This is a genomic window from Arthrobacter sp. Y3221159, from assembly GCF_059089885.1.
This window is the reverse complement of the sequence record NZ_JBNHFC010000003.1, coordinates 49,836-66,231: the sequence shown is the minus strand read 5'-3', so window position 1 is coordinate 66,231 and position 16,396 is coordinate 49,836. Positions and strand designations below refer to the sequence as shown.

At 67.2% G+C, this 16,396-nt stretch carries 16 protein-coding genes, 1 tRNA gene and 1 riboswitch; of the genes, 9 read left to right on the top strand and 8 right to left on the bottom strand.

The annotated features are described in order from the left end of the window. Positions 1–97 precede the first annotated feature (97 nt). Both AC5RT3_RS04400 and AC5RT3_RS04395 read left to right on the top strand, forming a co-directional pair. The gene (locus tag AC5RT3_RS04400; protein WP_494123595.1) at positions 98–1,315 is read left to right on the top strand and encodes an NRAMP family divalent metal transporter; all 1,218 of its coding nucleotides are present in this window, start codon (positions 98–100) and stop codon (positions 1,313–1,315) included. Further along, on the top strand, positions 1,312–2,097 hold the full coding sequence (locus tag AC5RT3_RS04395; protein WP_494123594.1) for a putative hydro-lyase: 786 nt from the start codon (positions 1,312–1,314) through the stop codon (positions 2,095–2,097). The genes AC5RT3_RS04400 and AC5RT3_RS04395 overlap by 4 nt, the downstream gene beginning before the upstream one ends. Positions 2,098–2,183: 86 nt before the next feature. On the opposite strand, the gene AC5RT3_RS04390 is transcribed toward AC5RT3_RS04395, so the two are convergent. From AC5RT3_RS04390 to AC5RT3_RS04365, 6 genes are all read right to left on the bottom strand, one after another. Next, positions 2,184–2,870, bottom strand: a complete 687-nt coding sequence (locus tag AC5RT3_RS04390; RefSeq protein WP_494052048.1) for a GntR family transcriptional regulator — start codon at positions 2,868–2,870, stop codon at positions 2,184–2,186. 32 nt (positions 2,871–2,902) lie between these two features. Next, the gene (locus AC5RT3_RS04385; RefSeq protein WP_494123593.1) at positions 2,903–4,666 is read right to left on the bottom strand and encodes an acetyl/propionyl/methylcrotonyl-CoA carboxylase subunit alpha; all 1,764 of its coding nucleotides are present in this window, start codon (positions 4,664–4,666) and stop codon (positions 2,903–2,905) included. A gap of 11 nt (positions 4,667–4,677) precedes the next feature. Further along, positions 4,678–6,390 carry a 5-oxoprolinase subunit B/C family protein gene (locus AC5RT3_RS04380; protein WP_494052046.1) on the bottom strand — a complete coding sequence of 571 codons (1,713 nt, stop codon included), beginning with the start codon at positions 6,388–6,390 and terminating at the stop codon, positions 4,678–4,680. Beyond that, the gene (locus AC5RT3_RS04375) at positions 6,387–7,145 is read right to left on the bottom strand and encodes a LamB/YcsF family protein (RefSeq protein ID WP_494052045.1); all 759 of its coding nucleotides are present in this window, start codon (positions 7,143–7,145) and stop codon (positions 6,387–6,389) included. The genes AC5RT3_RS04380 and AC5RT3_RS04375 overlap by 4 nt, the downstream gene beginning before the upstream one ends. 304 nt (positions 7,146–7,449) lie before the next feature. Continuing rightward, entirely contained in the window at positions 7,450–7,884 is a 435-nt protein-coding gene (locus tag AC5RT3_RS04370) for a hypothetical protein (RefSeq protein ID WP_494123592.1), read from the bottom strand. A gap of 234 nt (positions 7,885–8,118) precedes the next feature. After that, positions 8,119–8,208: transfer RNA gene (locus AC5RT3_RS04365), tRNA-Ser, on the bottom strand. A gap of 163 nt (positions 8,209–8,371) precedes the next feature. On the opposite strand from AC5RT3_RS04365, the gene AC5RT3_RS04360 reads away from it, so the two are divergent. From AC5RT3_RS04360 to AC5RT3_RS04345, 4 genes are all read left to right on the top strand, one after another. Continuing rightward, entirely contained in the window at positions 8,372–10,141 is a 1,770-nt protein-coding gene (locus AC5RT3_RS04360) for an HNH endonuclease signature motif containing protein (RefSeq protein ID WP_494123591.1), read from the top strand. A gap of 118 nt (positions 10,142–10,259) precedes the next feature. Further along, positions 10,260–11,303 carry a zinc-dependent alcohol dehydrogenase gene (locus AC5RT3_RS04355; RefSeq protein ID WP_494123590.1) on the top strand — a complete coding sequence of 348 codons (1,044 nt, stop codon included), beginning with the start codon at positions 10,260–10,262 and terminating at the stop codon, positions 11,301–11,303. Positions 11,304–11,306: 3 nt separating this feature from the next. Further along, positions 11,307–11,702, top strand: a complete 396-nt coding sequence (locus AC5RT3_RS04350; RefSeq protein ID WP_494052041.1) for a 6-pyruvoyl trahydropterin synthase family protein — start codon at positions 11,307–11,309, stop codon at positions 11,700–11,702. Between the two features lie 4 nt (positions 11,703–11,706). Then, positions 11,707–12,801, top strand: a complete 1,095-nt coding sequence (locus tag AC5RT3_RS04345; protein WP_494123589.1) for a glycosyltransferase family 4 protein — start codon at positions 11,707–11,709, stop codon at positions 12,799–12,801. Positions 12,802–12,810: 9 nt separating this feature from the next. Here AC5RT3_RS04345 and tadA read toward each other — a convergent pair whose 3' ends face one another. Further along, complete coding sequence (tadA, locus tag AC5RT3_RS04340; protein ID WP_494010773.1) at positions 12,811–13,314, bottom strand: tRNA adenosine(34) deaminase TadA; 504 nt, start codon at positions 13,312–13,314, stop codon at positions 12,811–12,813. A 61-nt stretch (positions 13,315–13,375) separates the two neighbouring features. Between tadA and AC5RT3_RS04335 the strand changes: the two genes are divergently transcribed. The 3 genes from AC5RT3_RS04335 to AC5RT3_RS04325 are packed head-to-tail and all read left to right on the top strand — an operon-like array spanning position 13,376 to position 15,247. Then, complete coding sequence (locus tag AC5RT3_RS04335) at positions 13,376–14,179, top strand: phosphatase PAP2 family protein (RefSeq protein ID WP_494010772.1); 804 nt, start codon at positions 13,376–13,378, stop codon at positions 14,177–14,179. A 12-nt stretch (positions 14,180–14,191) separates the two neighbouring features. After that, positions 14,192–14,827, top strand: a complete 636-nt coding sequence (gene upp / locus AC5RT3_RS04330) for a uracil phosphoribosyltransferase (protein ID WP_494010771.1) — start codon at positions 14,192–14,194, stop codon at positions 14,825–14,827. A gap of 45 nt (positions 14,828–14,872) precedes the next feature. Continuing rightward, positions 14,873–15,247: a glyoxalase superfamily protein gene (locus AC5RT3_RS04325; protein ID WP_493974556.1), complete on the top strand. Its 375-nt coding sequence runs from the start codon at positions 14,873–14,875 to the stop codon at positions 15,245–15,247. Between the two features lie 62 nt (positions 15,248–15,309). On the opposite strand, the gene AC5RT3_RS04320 is transcribed toward AC5RT3_RS04325, so the two are convergent. Beyond that, complete coding sequence (locus AC5RT3_RS04320; protein WP_494123588.1) at positions 15,310–16,044, bottom strand: aggregation-promoting factor C-terminal-like domain-containing protein; 735 nt, start codon at positions 16,042–16,044, stop codon at positions 15,310–15,312. Between the two features lie 5 nt (positions 16,045–16,049). Further along, positions 16,050–16,209, bottom strand: a riboswitch (cyclic di-AMP (ydaO/yuaA leader). Positions 16,210–16,396: the final 187 nt, after the last annotated feature.

The window sequence follows — 16,396 nt, the reverse complement described above, 5'->3', positions numbered from 1 at the left end:
GTTGTTCAACAATACCTTGCCAAGATTGTTCAACAACCTGTATCGTCGCTGGGGACGATAATTGTGACTCCAGTCACCCAAGGCAATGGATGGAACCATGGCAGAACCCGGCATCAAACTGAACCTGAGCACTTCCGCCCGGCGTACGGCGCTCCTCGGCGCCATGTTCCTCATGGCCACCAGCGCCATCGGACCGGGTTTCATCACCCAGACAACGGTATTCACAGCCCAGATCGGGGCCGCGTTCGCCTTCGCGATCCTGGCCTCGATCCTGATCGACATCGCAGTACAGATGAACGTCTGGCGGGTCATCGGCGTCACCGGACTCCGGGCACAGGAACTTGGCAACAAGGTGCTTCCCGGCATCGGCTGGTTCCTCTCCGGCCTGGTGTTCCTTGGCGGCGTGGTTTTCAACATCGGCAACATCGCCGGTACCGGCCTCGGAGCCAACGCCATGATGGGCGTGGACCCGAAGATCGGTGGCGCCGTCTCGGCCGTCGTCGCCATCCTGATCTTCCTCAGCAAAAAGGCCGGCATGGCGCTGGACCGGATCGTGGTGCTGCTGGGCGCCGTCATGATCCTGCTGATGATCTACGTGGCCATCGTCGCCGCCCCGCCGCTCGGAGAGGCACTGAAGAACACGTTCCTTCCCGAAACGGTGGACTTCCTCATCATCACCACCCTGGTGGGCGGCACCGTGGGCGGCTACATCACCTACGCCGGCGCCCACCGCATGCTCGACTCCGGCGCCACCGGCGTCCGGCACGTCAAGGAGATCACCCGCAGCTCTATCCTGGGCATCCTGGCCACCGGCCTGATGCGCGTGCTGCTCTTCCTGGCCATCCTCGGCGTCGTGGCCGGCGGAACGGTCCTCAGCAGCAACAACATGGCCGCCGAGGCCTTCGGCGCAGCGGCCGGTGAAATCGGCATGCGGATGTTCGGTGTGGTCCTCTGGGCAGCCGCCATCACCTCGGTCATCGGCGCAGCCTTCACCTCCGTCTCCTTCATCACCTCCTCCCGCACCCCCGAGCGCAAACGGAACCTCATCACCGTCGCATTCATTGCCGGCTGCACCATCGTGTACATCTTCCTCGGCCAGGCGCCCCAGCAGCTGTTGATCTTCGCCGGCGCCTTCAACGGACTGATCCTGCCGGTGGGCTTTGCGGTCCTGCTCTGGGTGGCCTGGCGCCGCCGCGACCTGATGCACGGCTACGTCTACCCCAAGTGGCTGCTCCTGGTCGGTGCCGCCGCCTGGGTCCTCACCGTGTTCCTCGGCTGGAACTCGATCCTGGGCCTGGCCAAGCTGTGGGCATGATGGAGCGCTCCAGCATCCTCCCCTCCGCGGCGCGCGAAGCGTTCCGCGGCGGGCTGGTGGAACCGACGTCGGGCTGGTCCCGCGGGTACGCGCAGGCGAACGTCCTGGCCATTCCGCGGGAGCACGCCTTCGATTTCCTGCTGTTTGCCCAGCGCAATCCCAAGCCATGCCCCATCCTCGGCATCCTCGAGCCCGGCGAAACCAGCGGCCCGCTGCTGGCCGGCGGGGACATCCGCACCGATGTGCCCAAGTACACGGTGTACCGCGACGGCGAAAAGGTGGACGAGCCCACCGATATTACCGGCCACTGGGGCGATGACCTGGTGACGTTCCTGATCGGCTGTTCCTTCACGTTCGAAGCCGCGTTGCAGGACGGCGGCATCGGCATCGCCCATATCGAGCAGGGCGTTAACGTGCCGATGTACCGCACCAACCGCCAGTGCGCTCCCGCCGGCGCCATGTCTGGTCCGATGGTGGTCTCCATGCGCCCCGTCCCCGCCTCCCAGGTGGCCGACGCGGTCCGGATCACCTCCCGCTACCCTGCCGTGCATGGCGCGCCAGTCCACGTGGGCAATCCACACGAACTGGGCATCAGCGACCTCGCCCGGCCGGATTTTGGCGACGCCGTGGCCATTCCGGACGGCCACATTCCAGTGTTCTGGGCCTGTGGAGTCACACCCCAGGCTGCCGTGATGCAGTCCCGGCCGCCGCTGGCTATCGGCCACGCGCCGGGCCACATGCTCATTACCGACGCGAGGGACAGCGACTACCTGGTTCCCTGAACCTGCGCCTTGAAAACGGGGCGCATTGAAAGTGGAGAGGGCCTGCACCAGCCGGTGCAGGCCCTCTCCGCTTAACAATTGCCGGGTCAGTGCCCCGTGTCGGTCAGTTGCGCAGTGCCGGCCAGGTGGCCCAGCAGCTCGGCTTCCGCGGCATCGAGGTAGGCGCGCAGCCCGGCCGCCGCCGCCTCGCGCTCGCCCGCCCGGAGCCGCTTCACGAGCTCCACGTTGCGCTCCACGTAGTGGCTGTGGAAGTCGGGGGCGGAGGCCATGGCATGGAAGACCAGACGCATTTCGGCGAGCACCCGGTCCATCAGTTCCTGCAGAGTGGCGCTCCCCGTCAGGCCCACCACCGCACGGTGCAGGGCCTGGTTGGCGTCCGCCATGTCCGTGACGGAGCCGGCGTTCCGGGCCACCTGGGCGCGCAGAACTACGGCTTCCATCTCGTCCAGCGTCTGGGGAGTGAGCTTACCCCAGAGCACGGCGGCAGGTTCGATGGTGCGGCGGATGCGGTAGATCTCGCGCACCTCCTCCTCGCCCGGCGATGCCACGAAGACGCCCCGGTTGGGGATGTGCGTGACAATCGATTCGCCGGCAAGGATGGTGAACGCCTGCCGCAGGGTATTGCGGGACACGCCCAGCGACGTGGACAGAGATTGTTCGGACAGCTTGGACCCGGGGGTCAGTTCGCCGGCCGCGATGCGGCTCCGCAGCACTGACGCGATCCACGCCGTGGTGTGCGCGTGTTCTGCCGTGCCGTGTTTTCCGGTGTCCAAGTCTTTGCCCCCGCTTTCGTCAACATTTGATGTTAGCTGACCGTCCCCAGCACTTCGCCGCGCACGACGACGGCCCCCGGCTCCTGCGCACCGCGGCGGAATGTGCCGGCACCGGACGCGGCCACCACGGTTTCCATTTTCATCGCCTCCACGACGGCGAGGGGCTGGTCGGCGGCCACCTCGGCGCCGTCCTCGGCCAGCCATTTGACCAGGTTGCCGCCCATCGGCGCGGTAACCCGGCCGTCGCCAGCGGCGTCGCCGCTGTGGCTGCCGGCAGCGTCGCGGGCGCCGGCCGAAGCTGCACCTGCCGAAACTGCGCCGCCGTGCATCAGGGCGGCATAAACCTGCGCCGGCAGTCCCAGCTGGACAGCCTTGCCGTCGATTTCCACGGTGAGGGTTTCGCGCCGCGCCACGGGCCCGGCAATTCCGCTCTTTAGCGAGGCCGCGAGCCGGCCGGAGAACTCGGACTCAATCCAAGTGGTGTAGACGCCCAGCCGGTCGGGTGCCGTGAAATCCGGGTCCCGCACCACAGCGCGGTGGAAGGGGACCACCGTGGGCACGCCTTCGATCCGCAGTTCGTCGAGTGCGGCGCGGGCACGGCGCAGCGCCTGCGCCCGGTCCTCGCCGCGGACGATCAGCTTGGCCATCAGGGAGTCGTATTCGGCCGGGATGACGGAGCCTGACCGGACCCCGGAGTCCACGCGAATGCCGGGGCCGGTGGGTGCTTCGAAGACGTCCACGGGGCCGGGGGAGGGCAGGAAGCCGCGGCCGGCGTCTTCGGCGTTCAGCCGGAACTCGATGGCGTGGCCGGTGGGCTGGGGGTCCTTGGTGATGGAGAGCGGCAGCCCGGCGGCGATCCGGAACTGTTCGCGCACCAGGTCGATGCCGGAGGTTTCCTCGGTGACCGGGTGCTCCACCTGCAGCCGGGTGTTGACCTCGAGGAAGGAGATGACGCCGTCGGGTGCCACCAGGTACTCCACGGTGCCCGCTCCGGTGTAGCCGGCTTCCCGGCAGATGGCGCGGGCGGACTCGTGGATGCGGCTGCGCTGCTCCGGCGTGAGGAACGGCGCGGGTGCCTCTTCCACGAGCTTCTGGTTGCGGCGCTGGAGGGAGCAGTCACGGGTGCCCACCACCACCACGTTTCCGTGCGTGTCGGCGATGACCTGGGCTTCGACGTGGCGGGGACGGTCCAGGAAGCGCTCCACGAAACATTCGCCACGGCCGAAGGCTACGGTTGCCTCACGCACCGCGGAGTCGAAGGCGTCGTCGATGTCCTCCATCCGGTAGGCGATCTTCAGGCCGCGGCCGCCGCCGCCGAAGGCCGCCTTGATGGCCACCGGGACGCCGTACTGCGCGGCGAACGCCCGGACCTCGTCGGCGTTTGCGGCGGGCCCGTCCGAACCGGGGACCAGCGGGGCACCGGCGCGGACGGCAATTTCCCGCGCCGTCACCTTGTTGCCCAGGCTGCGGATGGCGTCCGGCGACGGGCCCACCCACGTGAGTCCGGCGTCGAGCACTGCCTGCGCAAAGTCCGCATTCTCGGACAGGAAACCGTAGCCGGGGTGGACGGCGTCGGCACCGGCGCGGGCTGCCACTGCCAGGAGTTTCCCGATGTTCAGGTAGGTCTCGGCGCTGGCGGACCCGTCCAGGGCGTAGGCCTCGTCGCTGAGGCGCACGTGCAGGGCGTCGGCATCGGGATCCGAATAGACGGCGACGGACGCCAGGCCTGCATCGGCGCAGGCCCGGGCGATCCGGACGGCAATCTCGCCGCGGTTGGCGATCAGGACTTTTTTCATGGCTGCTTCTTTCACAGGCTGTTCGTGGCAGGCGTGGGGGTGATGGGCTGTGGCTGCTGCAGGGCCGAAGGCCGGAGCGGCTCCATGGTCACCGGATCCACGGCCTGGAACCGGATGGTGGTGCCGGGCGGGAGCTGCGCCGCCACCGGCAGGTCTTCGGGAACGACGACGGCGATCACGGGATAGCCACCGGTTACGGGGTGGTCGGCGAGGAAGAGGACGGGAAGGCCCGACGGCGGCACCTGCAGCGAGCCGGCCACCACGCCTTCGCTGGGCAGTTCCTCCGTCCGCGAGCGTTCCAGCGGTGTCCCGCCAGCTGTTGTAGCCAGCCGCACGCCGATTCGGTTGGACTCGGCGGTGACCGTCCAGCCCTGCCCGGTCAGGGCGGCGAGGGATTCCGGGGTGAACCAGTCGTCGCGGGGGCCCGGCGTCACGCGGAGTACCACCGTGGCGTTGCCGGTCCCGCCTTGCTGGAGGGCTGGATGCAGGGTTGGCGGTTCGGGCTGGCCCACCACGCGGCCCCGGTTCGCCGGGCTGACCGGCAGCACGGTTCCGGCGGCCAGCGGAGAAGGCCCGATCCCGGACATCAGGTCCGTGGACCGGCTGCCCAGCACGGGGGGAACGTCGATTCCGCCGCGGACGGCAAGGTAGCTGCGCAGGCCTGCCTCCGGGATGCCGAGGTGGAGGCTCTCACCGTCGTGCAGCGGGAAGGGGGCGTACATCGGGGCCGGGCGGCTGCCGCTGCCTGAGCGGATCTCGGCGTCTGCGGGGGCGCCGGTGAGCGCTGCAGTCAGTTCGCCGCGGGCACGTACGGACAGCCCGCCCAAAACGGTTTCGAGCACCGCGTCACCCGGCGGGTTTCCCACCAGCCGGTTCGCCTGGCGTGCGCTTGCGGCGTCGGCAGCGCCGGAGGTGGAGACGCCGAGGTCGCCGAAGCCGGGGCGGCCAAGGTCCTGGATGAGGGACTGTGGGCCGGGTGCGATGATCTCCAGGGCGTGAGCGCCGTCAGCGGGGACGCCGGCTGGGGTGAGCTGCTGTCCGGCGGGCTCGGCCTGTCCGGCGGGCTCGGCCTGTCCGGTGGGTTCGGTGACTTCCACGACTTCCCGCACCGCGACATAGCGGACGGTGCTGCCGGGCCGGAGCAAGGCAGGCTGTTCACGGTCCAGGTCCCACATCCGGGCGGCGGTGCGTCCGATCAGCTGCCAGCCGCCGGGGGAGCGCCGCGGGTACACGGCGGAGAAATTGCCGGCGAGGGCCACGGAACCGGCGGGAACGGCGGTCCGCGGCGAACTGCGCCGCGGAACATTCAGCGCGTCATTCTCGCCCACCAGATAGGCGAAGCCGGGGGCGAACCCGCCGAACGCCGCCGTCCACAACTGCCCGGTGTGCGCGGCGACCACGCCGTCGGCACCAAGCCCGGTCAGCCTGCCTACTTCGGCGAGGTCGTCGCCGTCGTACACCACCTCGATCCGGACGGGATCGGCACCGGCGGCGTTCACAGCGGCCGGGTCCCTGTCCAGCGTGCCGACGGCGGCACGGGCCGCCTGTGCCGAAGCGCGCGAATCGAAGACCGCCAGGACGGTCCGCGCGGCGGCCAGGACATCCACCTGTCCGGGCAAGGGCGTCTCCTGCAAACGGGCATGGACGGCCAGGACCGTTTCCAGGGAGTCGAGTTCCAGAAGGAGGGCGCGGGGCCCGGCCCAGCGGATGTGGAGGGAGCTCACACGAAGCTCCGGATTTCCACGCCGGCTGCTTCCAGTTCCCGCCGCACGGCGGCGGCCATGGAAACGGCGCCGGCGGTATCGCCGTGCAGGCAGATGCTCTCCGCTTCCGCCTTGATGGCGGATCCGTCGCGGGCAATGATGATTCCCTCGGTGGCCAGACGGACCATGTTGGCGGCGACGGCGCCCTCGTCGTGGAGCACGGCGCCGGCCTCGCGCCGGGAGACCAGGGTCCCGTCAGGGTTGTAGGCGCGGTCCGCGAAGGCTTCGGCCACGCCCCGGAGCCCGGCGGCCTCGGCGCGGGCCAGGGCTACGGAGCCGGGGAGCAGGAGCAGCGGCAGGTCGCCGCCGAAGGCCTTGACCGCATCCACGACGGCCTGGGCGTGCGTTTCGTGCGTGACGATGGTGTTGTAGAGGGCGCCGTGCGGCTTGACGTACCGGATGCGGCCGCCCGCGGCCGTGGCCAGTGCGCTGAGGGCACCCATTTGGTAGAGGACGTCATCCGCGAGTTCCGTGGCGGAGCAGTCCAGGAACCGCCGGCCGAAGCCGGCAAGGTCGCGGTAGCCCACGTGCGCACCGATGACGACGCTGGCCGCGACGGCATCCCGGCAGGTGCTGGCGATGGTGGACGGGTCCCCAGCGTGGAAGCCGCAGGCGACGTTGGCGCTGGAGACCGAGCGGAAGATTGCTGCGTCATCGCCCATGGTCCAGTTACCGAAGGATTCCCCGACGTCGCTGTTGAGGTCAATGAAGGCCATAGTGATTCTCGTCTCGTTGAAGTGGTCTCTCTAGGATGCACGAGAATCAAGGATTGTTCAACAATCTTGGGATGGATTTTGTCGATTCGCGTGCCCATGGTCGGACGGCGATACACGCCCACGCCGGTTCACGGGAGGCCATCCGGGCAGCCGTCGAAAAGATTCACGGCAAAACAGGAGTTCCAGGGGACGTTCAACCACAACGTGTTCTGCGGGTCCTTCGACACCCGGCTTTAGTTGGCCGTCGTATCGCCTCTGTTGAGGAAAGACCCTGCTTCCCATGGGAGTGGAAGCGGGTCTTTCCTCAACTGCAGACCATCGGCGCCCTGCATGGCGCCAGAGGTTGAACCAACAGGTTCTGGTGAAGAGTGACCCACCCGTCGGCCTCCAGTTGCCCATGGTCAAACTGGTCTGGGACGAGGGCAACGTTCCTGCCGTCCGGCCCCGCAACGAATCCGATAACCTCGCGGCTGTCGGCCATGGTCTCGCAGAGCTCCCAGTAGTCTCCCGTCGTGATCGCCTGGCCGACCAGGCAGACGTCGTCCGCGGACGCGCCCTGAGTGGCGTAGTAATCCGTGTATTCGTAAATAGCCAGAAACCGCGCGCTTGCGACTTCTGCTTCCCCGCCCGCCACTGCGTTGATGTCCAGCACGTCACGTTCCGTGGCCGGCCGTTCCAGCACCGTCATTGTCCCTGCCTGCACGATGAAAAAGTGCGCGTAGAGCAGGCCCAAGGCCACGCAGGTACCTATGCCGACAACGGCTGACAGCGCTACGACGAGTCTCCAAAAAAGGGTCAGCGGCACCCGGCGCTGCTCGTGAGAATGAGTAATCAAGCCTTCCCCCAAGGCTAGGTTTTTCTTGAAGAGTACACGCCCTGGCCGGGGGACTTTGGCGCCAGTGCTTTGATAGCGTACGCCTTTCGTAAGGGCGGAAGGCCCCGGTTCCAATTAGGAAACCGGGGCCTTCTCAGCTGGCGGTGACGGTGGGATTTGAACCCACGTTGGCTTTTACACCAAACAACATTTCGAGTGTTGCACCTTCGGCCGCTCGGACACGTCACCAACCTCAATAGGGTACCGGAGCGGGGCGCACATCCCCAAAACGGGCGATGATCCCCGGTGGTAGGGCTCTCTGCCACCGCGACCTTCGAGGGCAGCTGGCAGAGGTGGCCAACCGTGCAGCGGTGCCTGCCAAAATGTCATACCCCCATTGGAGGATGTCCTCATGGGAATCGGCACGCGCACGGCGTCAGCGATGGAGGGCATTCGTTCCACCGTGGCTGCCCTCGAGGCGCTGTTCCTCGAAGAAGAGGAACTGGAGGGTACGGCCGCAGACGGGAATGCCGACGGATCCGTGGTGGATGTCATGGGGCGGTTGTATCGGCTTCGGTTGGCGCGACTGGAGCTGGAGTCGACACTGGAGGCCCAGAACGCTGCACTGAAAGCCCGGGACTCGGCCGAGGCCTTCGACCTGCAAGAGGCCATGCTCCCACCGGACGCACGGGTGCGGGAGCGGACCTTCAGTGAAGTCTCCACGGTGGAGGAGATCGCCGGGGTTCTCACCATCTCCTCTGGTGCCGCCGCCGCGTTTTTGGCGCAGTCGCGGCGGGTATGCTCCCTGCCGTCGGTGTACGAGTCTTTGTCAGCCGGGGCGTTGTCGTGGCAGCACGCCAGGATCATCGCCGATGAAACCGAGAACCTGGACCATGCCAGCGCTGTGGTGCTGGCGGACCACTTCCTGGACCAGGATGCTCCGAATCCTGCGCGGGGCTGTCCGGCTGGGCAGCTGGTTCCTTCACGGTTGAGGTCGAAGGTGCGGGCCTGGCGGGAGCGGCATCATCCGGAGTCGATCGAAAAACGGCACGCCAAGGGTGTTGCGGACAGGCGGGTCGAATTCACCCCTGACCGGGACGGCATGGCCTGGATCTCGGCCTACCTCCCGGCCGACTCCGCGTTGGCGGCCTGGAACAAAACCACGGCCATCGCCCGCGGCCTGCAAGGCCCCAACGAAACCCGAACCCTTACTCAGATCAGAGCTGACGAGTTCACCCGCCGCCTCCTAAGCACCGGCACCACCGCCACGGCGGATGGCCGCCCCGCGGGGGCCAGCGGGGCGGACGACAGGATCCCGGATAGCAACGGCGCGGGCGCCTGCCGCACCGGCGTCCGTACCCCCGGGCGGGCCTCCCATGACCACGGTGAAGGCGTCCAACAACTCCCCGAAGGGTTCATCGGGCTTGCCGCGCTCGATGGGTCCGACGAGCCCGCTGCGGACCTCGGCATCCCCGACGCCCTGGCAGCGGCGTCCCTGGAGGCGAGCAGCGCCGGCGGCCACGGAGACAGCAGCCTTGGGGATCCCGCAACCAGCGTGTTTCCCGGCGATCCGGAGGGCGGGAAGATTCCGACCCCGCGGGCGGACGTCATCGTCACCGTCCCCGTGCTCGCCCTGTTCGGCCAAACGGACGAACCAGCCATCCTGGACGGGTACGGCCCGATCCCGGCGTCGATGGCCCGCAAACTCCTCGCCGACGGCGCCGACTCCTTCACCCGCGTCCTCGTTGACCCGCGCGACGGTGCACCCCTCGAAATCGGCCGCACCAGCTACCGGATCACGAAAGCAATGCGACAAGCCCTGACCCTCCGGGACGGCAAATGCACCTTCCCCGGCTGCAACAACAACTCCCTGGACAACGAAGCCGACCACCTCACCGCCTGGCAACACGGCGGAACAACCGGCATCAGCAACCTGGCACAACTCTGCCCAAAACACCACCGGCTCAAGCACACCAGCGGCTGGACACCCACAGAAGCAACCAATAACGGTCCACCCGGGTGGACCTCACCCACCGGCCGCTACTACCCCAGCGAACAGCCCGACTGGGACCCACCACAATGGCCCGCGGGTATCCTGCCGCCCGAAATTCTTCCACCGGGAGTCCTCCCAAGGAAACGAAGTCTCCTTGAGGATGCGGTTGTCGAGTATCTGTCCGGCTGACAACACATCTGGCGTGCCCCGCCCGCTGTACCACCGCGCGCCTGGACAGTCGCACATCGCCCCCACCCGGCGTCGGACTTTCCCCGCCCGCGGCTGTCCGGCTAGATTCATCAGCAAGATGACTAATGCGCATGATTCTGTCCACGCCACTGCCTACTGGACCACCGCCCGGGAACACGGCGAGCTGCTGCCTGAGGAGCTCCCGGCTCGGGCTCCCGGCGAAGCCCTGGTGCGTGCCCTCTACTCCGGCATCAGCAAAGGCACGGAGATGGTGGTCCACCGGGGCGCTGTCCCGCCAAGGGTGGCTCAGGAGATGCGGGCACCCCACCAGGAGGGGCAGTTCCCGGGGCCCGTGAAGTACGGCTATCTGTCAGTGGGCGTGGTGGAGGAGGGGCCGGAGGAATGGAAGGGCCAGCGGGTCTTCTGCCTCAACCCCCACCAGGACCGTTACGTGGTGCCGGTCTCGGAGCTGACCCGGATCCCGGATGACGTGCCCACCCGGCGCGCAGTCCTCACGGGAACCGTGGAGACTGCTGTCAACGCGCTGTGGGAGGCCGGACCGCGGCTGGGGGACCGGGTGGCGGTGGTCGGCGCAGGGCTGGTTGGCGGCATGGTGGCCACCCTCCTGCGCACCTTCCCGCTGTCCCGCCTCCAACTGGTTGACCTGGACCCAGGCCGGAAAACCCTGGCAGACGCGCTGGGCGTCGACTTCGCCCACCCGGATGACGCGCTGGCAGACTGCGACATCGTCTTCCACTGCTCCGCCTCACAGGAAGGCCTGGAAAGAAGCCTGCAGCTGGCCGGCGATGAGGGGGACGTCATCGAGATGTCCTGGTACGCCAACCGCGAGGTCACCCTGCCGCTCGGCGAAGACTTCCACGCGAGGCGCCTGTCCATCAGGGCCAGCCAGGTGGGCGTCGTGGCCCGCGCCCGGCGCCACCGGCGCACCAACGCGGACCGCCTGGAGCTTGCGGTGTCCCTCCTGAAAGATCCGGTGTTCGATGTTTTCCTCACCGGGTCGTCGCCATTCCAGGAACTGCCCGAGGTGGTGCAGGGCCTCGCCCACGGCACCATCGACGCCCTGTGCCACGTCATCGAGTACCCGCAACACAACGTAGAACCGCAGCAGCCAGCCCCCACCCATCCCACAGACCAGAGGTAATGCATGTTCAGCCTGACAGTCCGCCGCCACTTCATGATCGCCCACAGCCTCCCCCGCGAAGCCTTCGGCCCGGCGCAGGCCCTGCACGGGGCAACCTTCGTCGCGGAGGTTGCCTTCCGCCGTCATTCGTTGAACGATGACGCGATCGTCCTGGACATCGGCGCCGCCGGAACCTTCATCGAGGAGGTGCTGGCGGGACTGAACTACCGCAACCTCGACGAGCACCCTGACTTTGCGGGCAGGCTCAGCACCACCGAGGCGTTGGCGCAGTACATCGCGCAGGAAGTCGCGGGAAAAATCGAAAACCACGACGACGGCCGGCACCTGCAAGGCATCGACGTCACCTTGCGCGAAAACCCGGACGCCTGGGCCACCTACTCGCTGGACCTGACAGCCTAGAACCATGCGCCGTATCCGCCTGCTGGTTCCCGGCAACATCCACCACCACTCCGGAGGCAATGCGTACAACGCCAAGCTGGTCCGCGGGATGACGGAGCTCGGGGCCGACGTCGAGGTGGTGCCCGTTGAAGGCGCCTGGCCGGAACCCTCGGCCAAGGACCGGCGCCGGTTCGGCGGCATTATCGGCGCTTGGGGTCCGGAGGCGGAGCAGGAGCCTGCCGTGGACATCGTGGACGGGCTCGTCGCCGTCGGCGTCCCGGACGAACTGGAGTATGCAGCCAAGGCCGGGCGGCAAGCCTGGGTCCTGGCACACATGACAGTTGATGTGACGGCGGATCCTGGCCCGGTGGAACGTGAGGCGCGGGCCATGCGGGCAGCCTCCGGAATCATTTCCACCAGCACCAGCACGGCGGCCATCCTGCAGGAGCGCCATGGGCTGGCCGGGATCCGCGTCGCCCTCCCCGGCGTCGATCCCGCACCCGTGGCATCCGGATCCCGCCCGCCACGCCTCATTGTCGTGGCGGCCCACCTGCCCAACAAGGACCAGTTGCTGACCGTGGAAGCCCTCGCCCTAATCAAGGATCTTGAGTGGAGCGCAGCCATGGTGGGGTCTGACCAGGCGGACCCGGATTACGCGGCGGAGGTGCGGGCCGCCGTCGCTGCCAGCGGGCTGGACGACCGGCTCAGGATCACTGGCGAGCTCCTGGGCTATGCCCTGGAAAATGCGTGGGACGCCGCGGACCTCAGCCTGCTGGTGTCCCGTGTGGAGGCATTCGGCATGGTGGTCACCGAGTCACTGGCACGGGGAATCCCGGTGGTGGTGCGGCAGGGGACAGGTGCAGAGGAAGCGCTCGGGCTGGCACGGTTGGTGAAGGACGACGGCGGCGCCCGGCTTCCCGGCGCGGCCGTACCGCTTGTGCCGGGGGACCGGGAGAACCCCGCGAGGCTCGCCGGCGTCCTGCGCCACTGGCTGCGGGACCAGGCAACGAGGGACGAATGGCGGGCGGCCGCGCTGGCGGCCCGTGACCGGCTGCCGGGGTGGGACCAGACGGCAAGAGTCGTCCTGGAGGCGTTGGAGCCCGGGGAGACGGCGGAGTAGGACTTCCCGCTACAGACGGCTGCGGTGTCCGGCGAAGAAATCACGGAGCAGTTCCGCGCATTCGGCTTCCCGCACCCCGGAGTAAACCTCCACCCAGTGGTTGAGCCGGCGCTCGCGGAGGACGTCGAACACCGATCCCGCGGCGCCCGCCTTCTCGTCCCAGGCACCGAAGACAACCCTGGGAATCCGGGCGAGGACGATAGCGCCGGCACACATGGCGCACGGTTCAAGGGTGACCACCAACGTGCAGTCGGACAACCGCCAGCCGTCGGCCTTCCCGCCGTCGCGGGCCGCAAGCTCGCGCAGCCGCTCCGCTGCCTGGCGGATGGCCACCACCTCGGCGTGTGCCGTGGGGTCCCCAAGCTCCTCCCGCTGGTTGCGTCCGGAACCCAGCACCGCGCCGTCGGGCCCCAGCACCACGGCGCCGATTGGCACATCCTCTGTTGCAAGGGCGCGGCGGGCCTCCGCAAGGGCAAGACCCATCCACGTGTCGTGTGTTCCAGTGGAGACCATGGCTCAATGATAGTTTCGAAGGATACCCTGAGCCCGTGACGACCAGCCCCGGGAGGCACAAATGAGCACCGTCCGTGACCGCGTGGACAGATGGTTCAAACCATATGCCGCCCTGTGGCTGACCCTGATCATCGGTGGAACCCTTGTGCTTGCCATGGCACTGCTGGGCGCCGAGGTGTACTCGGACGTGGTGGATGAGGAAGGCCTGGCCAGCCTCGATATTCCTGCACTCGACTATTCGCAGTCACTGCGGAACCCCGAAACGGACGCCTTCGTCACCGCATTCACAAACATCGGTGGCGGGGTCGGGATGCCCATCCTCGCGAGCATCCTCACCGCCTGGCTCACGTTCCTGAGCCGGTCCTGGCGGCCGCTGATCCTGGTTGGCGGTGCAGCCGCGGTGTCCACCACGGCAACCACGATCGGCAAGCGCCTGGTGGGCCGGACCCGTCCCGAACATACGGAGGCCGTGCCACCGTATGAAACCACGCCGTCCTTTCCAAGTGGCCATACCCTGAACACCACCGTGGTGATCGGCGTGCTGCTCTATATCCTGTGCCTGCACTTCTTCAAGCTGTGGGTCCGCATCACCGCCATCACAACGGGCGTGATCTTCATCATCGCGATGGGATTGAGCCGGGTATACCTGGGGCACCACTGGCTCACGGACGTGATGGCCGGCTGGCTGCTGGGCCTCGCGTGGGTGCTGATGGTCATACTTGCCCACCGGCTGTTCCACATGATCAGGCGGCGGGAGCACGTGGGCCCGGCACCCGATTTCGAGCATCCAGTGGTGCGGGATGTGGTGGTTGATGCCCTGCATCACGACGGCCCCGGCGGGCACGGGAAGGACAACGCCGGGTGATAGTTTTGACGCATGCGAACTCTCGTTGTGGACCACCCGCTCGTCGCCCATAAGCTCACCGTCCTGAGGGACAAAAACACCCCGTCCCCGGTGTTCCGGCAGTTGACCGAAGAGCTGGTGACCCTCCTCGCCTACGAGGCGACCCGCGAAGTCCGCACCGAACCCGTCACCATTGAAACGCCCGTCAGCAGCACCGTGGGAACCGCATTCACCAAGCCCACCCCGCTGGTGGTACCCATCCTGCGCGCCGGCCTGGGCATGCTCGAGGGGATGACCAAGCTCGTCCCCACCGCCGAAGTGGGATTCCTCGGCATGGCCCGGGATGAAGAAACCCTGGACATCATCACCTACGCCGAGCGGCTTCCCGAAGACCTCACCGACCGCCAGATCTTCGTCCTGGACCCCATGCTCGCCACCGGCGGAACCCTGCGCGAGGCCATCAAGTTCCTGTTCAAGCGCGGCGCCTCGGACGTCACCTGCATCTGCCTGCTGGCCGCACCTGAGGGCCTCGCCAAGCTGGAAGAGGAACTCGCGGACGCCAACGTGACGATTGTCCTGGCATCCATCGACGAAAAGTTGAACGACAAGTCCTACATTGTTCCCGGGCTCGGGGACGCGGGCGACCGCCTGTACGGCATCGCCGGCTGAGGTTCAAGCCTTCCAAGACAAGGGGTGCAGCCGTAGCCTGAGCCCATGGACTGGAAACTTGAACTCGTGTTTGTCCCTGTGTCCGATGTGGACCGTGCCAAGGATTTTTACGTCAACAAGGTTGGCTTCAACGCCGATTTCGACCAGCGGCCCACCGACTCCATCCGCTTCGTCCAGCTGACTCCGCCGGGCTCGGCCTGCTCCATCTGCATTGGTGAAGGACTTACGGACGCCCCTCCGGGGACCGGTTCCAACCTCCAGCTGGTGGTCAACGACATCGAAGCCGCGCACCGCCACCTCAAGGAGAACGGCGTCGACGTCAGCGACGTGGACGTGCAGGACTGGGGCCACTTCGTCTACTTCGCCGATCCGGACGGCAACAGGTGGGCGGTGCAGTACATCCCGGGACGGGACTCTTAAGCCCAAAAATCACCGGCCCTCACGCACGGACAGCGTGAGGGCCGGTGAAATTCAGCAGCGGCTTAGTACCAGTTGTTGGCGTAGTGGAAGTTCAGCGCGCCACAGGGGGACTGGTAGCGCTCCTTGATGTAGTTCAGGCCCCAGTTGATCTGTGTGCGGTAGTTGGTGAGGTAGTCCGCACCGGCGCTGGCCATCTTCTCGGCGGGCAGGGACTGGACGATGCCGTAGGCGCCGCTACTGGGGTTGGTGGCCGTGGTGGTCCAGTCGGATTCCTTGGTCCAGAGCGTCACCAGACACTGCATCTGGTCCTGGGCCCAGCCGTAGGAACCAAGCTGGCCGGCGGCGTAGGCCTGCGCGCCTGCCGGGTCGTTGACCGCGACGACGGGAGCCGGCTCGGGTGCAGGAGCCGGCTCGGGTGCAGGTGCCGGAGCGGGCTCGGGTGCCGGAGCAGGCTCAGCCGCGGGGACGGGCTCCGGCGCGGGTGCGGGGGCCGGCTCGGCGGCCTGGGGAACAACGTTGATTTCGGCGGGGGCGGGAGACTCGGCCGGGTGGGACCGGATCTCGCTCTTTTCGATGCTCATCTGCGCATCGGAGTCCGCCGCCGTGGTGCTTGTGGTGGACGCCGCCGGAATAAAAGCATTTGTCGCCTGGCCGGCGGCGCCGAGGCCTACCAGCAGCGCACCGGACGTTGCGAGGACCGCGGCACGCTTGCCGAGGGTGAACTTCTTGCCTTCCGAACGCTGGGAATCGCTGTCGGAACCCTGTTTCGGGCGCGGTTTAGCCGGGAATGTAAACATGATGAATCGCCTCTCACACCTGCGGAGTTAGCTGTCGGGTTCGGATGAGGGCATCCGGCCGCACGGAAATATCACGTGCTGGCTTAACCCCAAGGGCAAATCAGTGCCCGGGACGGTGGGTCCCCCGCCTCTGCCTTCGATCAAGCGGAATCCGGGAAGTGGCAGAGCTTGGCGTCATCCGGATATACGGCCCGAACGGGAACCGTACCCAATCGACGCTACAGGAGTTCAGCGCTTAAGTCACATTTAGGTAACGGACATCACGATGACGGCGCGTCGACTTGTGCCAGTCGGCGCATAAGGGCAGGTGGAGGGCTATGCGTCTGGCCCGGCTGTGATGCGGCCGTGACCT

Excerpts from the sequence above, each read along its gene's own strand:
- AC5RT3_RS04360 (WP_494123591.1), top strand. The coding sequence starts at position 8,372 with ATGGGAATCGGCACGCGCACGGCGTCAGCGATGGAGGGCATTCGTTCC.
- AC5RT3_RS04345 (WP_494123589.1), top strand. The coding sequence starts at position 11,707 with ATGCGCCGTATCCGCCTGCTGGTTCCCGGCAACATCCACCACCACTCC.
- AC5RT3_RS04325 (WP_493974556.1), top strand. The coding sequence starts at position 14,873 with ATGGACTGGAAACTTGAACTCGTGTTTGTCCCTGTGTCCGATGTGGAC.
- upp (WP_494010771.1), top strand. The coding sequence starts at position 14,192 with ATGCGAACTCTCGTTGTGGACCACCCGCTCGTCGCCCATAAGCTCACC.
- AC5RT3_RS04395 (WP_494123594.1), top strand. The coding sequence starts at position 1,312 with ATGATGGAGCGCTCCAGCATCCTCCCCTCCGCGGCGCGCGAAGCGTTC.
- AC5RT3_RS04400 (WP_494123595.1), top strand. The coding sequence starts at position 98 with ATGGCAGAACCCGGCATCAAACTGAACCTGAGCACTTCCGCCCGGCGT.
- AC5RT3_RS04385 (WP_494123593.1), bottom strand. The coding sequence starts at position 4,666 with ATGAAAAAAGTCCTGATCGCCAACCGCGGCGAGATTGCCGTCCGGATC.
- AC5RT3_RS04350 (WP_494052041.1), top strand. The coding sequence starts at position 11,307 with ATGTTCAGCCTGACAGTCCGCCGCCACTTCATGATCGCCCACAGCCTC.
- AC5RT3_RS04355 (WP_494123590.1), top strand. The coding sequence starts at position 10,260 with ATGACTAATGCGCATGATTCTGTCCACGCCACTGCCTACTGGACCACC.
- AC5RT3_RS04335 (WP_494010772.1), top strand. The coding sequence starts at position 13,376 with ATGAGCACCGTCCGTGACCGCGTGGACAGATGGTTCAAACCATATGCC.
- tadA (WP_494010773.1), bottom strand. The coding sequence starts at position 13,314 with ATGGTCTCCACTGGAACACACGACACGTGGATGGGTCTTGCCCTTGCG.
- AC5RT3_RS04320 (WP_494123588.1), bottom strand. The coding sequence starts at position 16,044 with ATGTTTACATTCCCGGCTAAACCGCGCCCGAAACAGGGTTCCGACAGC.
- AC5RT3_RS04375 (WP_494052045.1), bottom strand. The coding sequence starts at position 7,145 with ATGGCCTTCATTGACCTCAACAGCGACGTCGGGGAATCCTTCGGTAAC.